The sequence below is a fragment of the Citrobacter sp. Cb031 genome, from assembly GCF_030336725.1.
In the GTDB taxonomy this organism is placed as follows: domain Bacteria; phylum Pseudomonadota; class Gammaproteobacteria; order Enterobacterales; family Enterobacteriaceae; genus Citrobacter; species Citrobacter braakii.
Window position 1 is genome coordinate 1 of record NZ_JAOWDA010000028.1, and the last position, 2,473, is coordinate 2,473.

Annotated in this window: 2 protein-coding genes; both read right to left on the reverse strand. The window is 41.6% G+C overall.

All coding sequences use genetic code 11. From position 1 onward, the window contains the following. The coding region (locus OGV93_RS12880) for a T6SS effector phospholipase Tle3 domain-containing protein (RefSeq protein ID WP_287109610.1) at window positions 1-1,376 on the reverse strand (1,376 nt) is incomplete at its 3' end. Beyond that, a complete protein-coding gene (locus OGV93_RS12885; RefSeq protein ID WP_287109611.1) occupies window positions 1,366-2,415 on the reverse strand; it encodes a T6SS immunity protein Tli3 family protein in 1,050 nt (349 codons plus the stop codon). The genes OGV93_RS12885 and OGV93_RS12880, both read right to left, overlap by 11 nt. Between the last annotated feature and the right edge of the window lie 58 nt (window positions 2,416-2,473).

The following is a 2,473-nucleotide window of genomic DNA, read 5'->3' on the forward strand; positions in this document are numbered from 1 at the left end:
ACTTTTTCGGCATTAATAAAAACCGTTTGCCATTCTGGAGGATCCGGATAGGTGAAACTACTGCTTTGATACTGGTCGCCTTTATCATCCCAGAAAGGTTTTCCATCCGGCAATTTTGCAAAAGGCGTCACGGGATTTGGAGCTTCGCCACATGGAGTACTGCGAGCCAGCATCCGCTGAAATAAATTTCCCTGATGCTTTTTCAGCAGAGGATGAGGATGCCCCTGAGAATCATTGGGTAATCCCTGCCAGCCAATTGAGCGTAGCGGCCGTGATCCCATAACACGGTCATGAGGACAAAAGTAGATATAAGTGCGCCCGTGATTATCGCGTTCGGTAAGACTGGTACCATTTTCATCAGCAAGAGTGACATCAGGTCGCCAGTTTTTTTTATCTGCCGTTTGTCCGACACAAAGCCCTTCATAGCCCAGTGATGACAAATGATTTTTTCTTGAAGCCACCTTATCAATGATGGCAGATAACGTATTCTGCCGCCCTTCTGGCGAAATGCACTCATCTGCCGGAAGTGACGCGCCATTAAGATCGTTGTGATCCAGTGCATAGGGGGAGTTAAGTACAAATAATGCATCAGGTGCTTGTTCAGCAATTGCTACGGCAGCCATTGCGACCATGGTTCCCTGACTGTGAGAAACAATGGTCACCGTATCTTTGGGATATTTTTTACGAATACTGTCAACCAGGTCTGCAAGACGTTTGGCCGCATGGGCATAATATTTTCGCGGCGGGGCATTGGTTAACAGGCGGTCTTTATCTTCATTAAACCATTGTATCTTAATACCGGCAACGCTCTCTTTAAATCCTTTCTCACTCCATAAAGAGTGCAGATTATTTGTACCGTTCTGGAATGGCCCGCCGCCCCAGAAAAATGGACCCTGAGCCATAATATTTTCATGAGAAACACCTTGCATTTTCAACTGATGATAATCAACACCTTTCCTATTGGCTAACGGTATAACATATTGATCTTCATTACCTTTCGATGAAGAATATCCCCAGTAAAAACGAATAACTGGTGATTTTTGCTTCTTAGGTGCAGGCAGAACTCTTTCTATGAGAGGTTCAGCATCTATTTTATCATCAGAAAGATACTTATTGGTTTTCAGTTCGTATGATGTCCCGGTTAATCCAAGCCTCTTATTCAGACCTTCGCAAAGTTTATCCTCCGCAATTGAAAACCACTCACCTGTCGAATTGACGCCATGTACAAGTATAATTATACCTGGTAAGTGCGGCGGCAAATCACACCCGCCTCTAATCTGGCAATTTTTATGAGACGGGAATGAGCGCCAGGAGGGATGCCCATTATCATCAAATTTACATTCAAGTTCCCGGATGGGTTCAGAATTACTGTTCATTTTTCACCACCACCTTTTTCCCACTTGACACATTGGTATACGTGATGGTTTTAGCTTTAATGCTTTTATTACACTGATATTTACTATCTAAGCCCTGAGTTAAAAGAATTGGAAATTTAATCCTATTGCTATAAACCTCATCCTCAATCCTGATTTGAATATCTGACAGTTCATTTGCCATCAAATTACTTTCCTCATGAGTTTTCGGTGGTGTTAATGTTCTGATATAGTCGAATATATTAAACCTCGGTCCATACTCGTTTGCATAAGGAATTTTTTTTCTTATCAATTCTTCTTTTACTAACTCATCAACTTTTTTTTGCCAGTCGTCATAAACGCTTATTAAGCTTCCATCTGAAAATCTTAATTTATTCACTGAATGAAGATCGCGAAGACCTACAGGGTGAGAATATACACTCTCTGTTTGAGACTCATCTCTTAAGTAAACCCCATCATTCGCCACTACCACTTTAAGCTTACTGAATCGCTCAGGGGTGTTGTACTCCTCAGCTATAATTTTATAGATAAAGGTTTTTCCATGATCTGCTGAAAAGAAGAAAAACACAGGACAACCTCTTTCTGACCTTCCGCTACCACAATATTGCCTGGTTGATGCACCGGGGAATGCGAGATAACCATTATCTGCACCATTAATAATGGTTCCCTGATAAGCCGCAACATTATTACCACGACGATATGAGAAATCATAAAAATCTGTATCCCATCCCAGTTGGGTTTTTATTTCCCTTTCAGTATCATTATAATAAACCTGCCCCCCCTTATCACAAGATATGTAGTTTTCCAGTGTCAGATATCGATTTTTATCTATGCGATAAATAATTTGAGTCGGCGCATCCGTTTCAACTTTTCGTGACTCTTCTACCTGTTGAGAACCGCTCATTCCTCCCAGACCGACCCCAAAACTGGCCCCCATTGATACACCAGCTAAAAACTGAAGTCCTTTATAAATGGCATACAGGAGCACACCAGTAATGGCTATAATTGTGAGTACTTTTCTGTCTGACTGATTCCATTTCATATTATTGCGCCTTAACCAGGGTAATGAGCATATTGTCGATAACATCAGATGAGTTCAG

What these genes read in the sequence shown, in the direction of transcription:
- OGV93_RS12885 (WP_287109611.1), bottom strand. Translation starts at nt 2,415, where the DNA reads ATGAAATGGAATCAGTCAGACAGAAAAGTACTCACAATTATAGCCATT.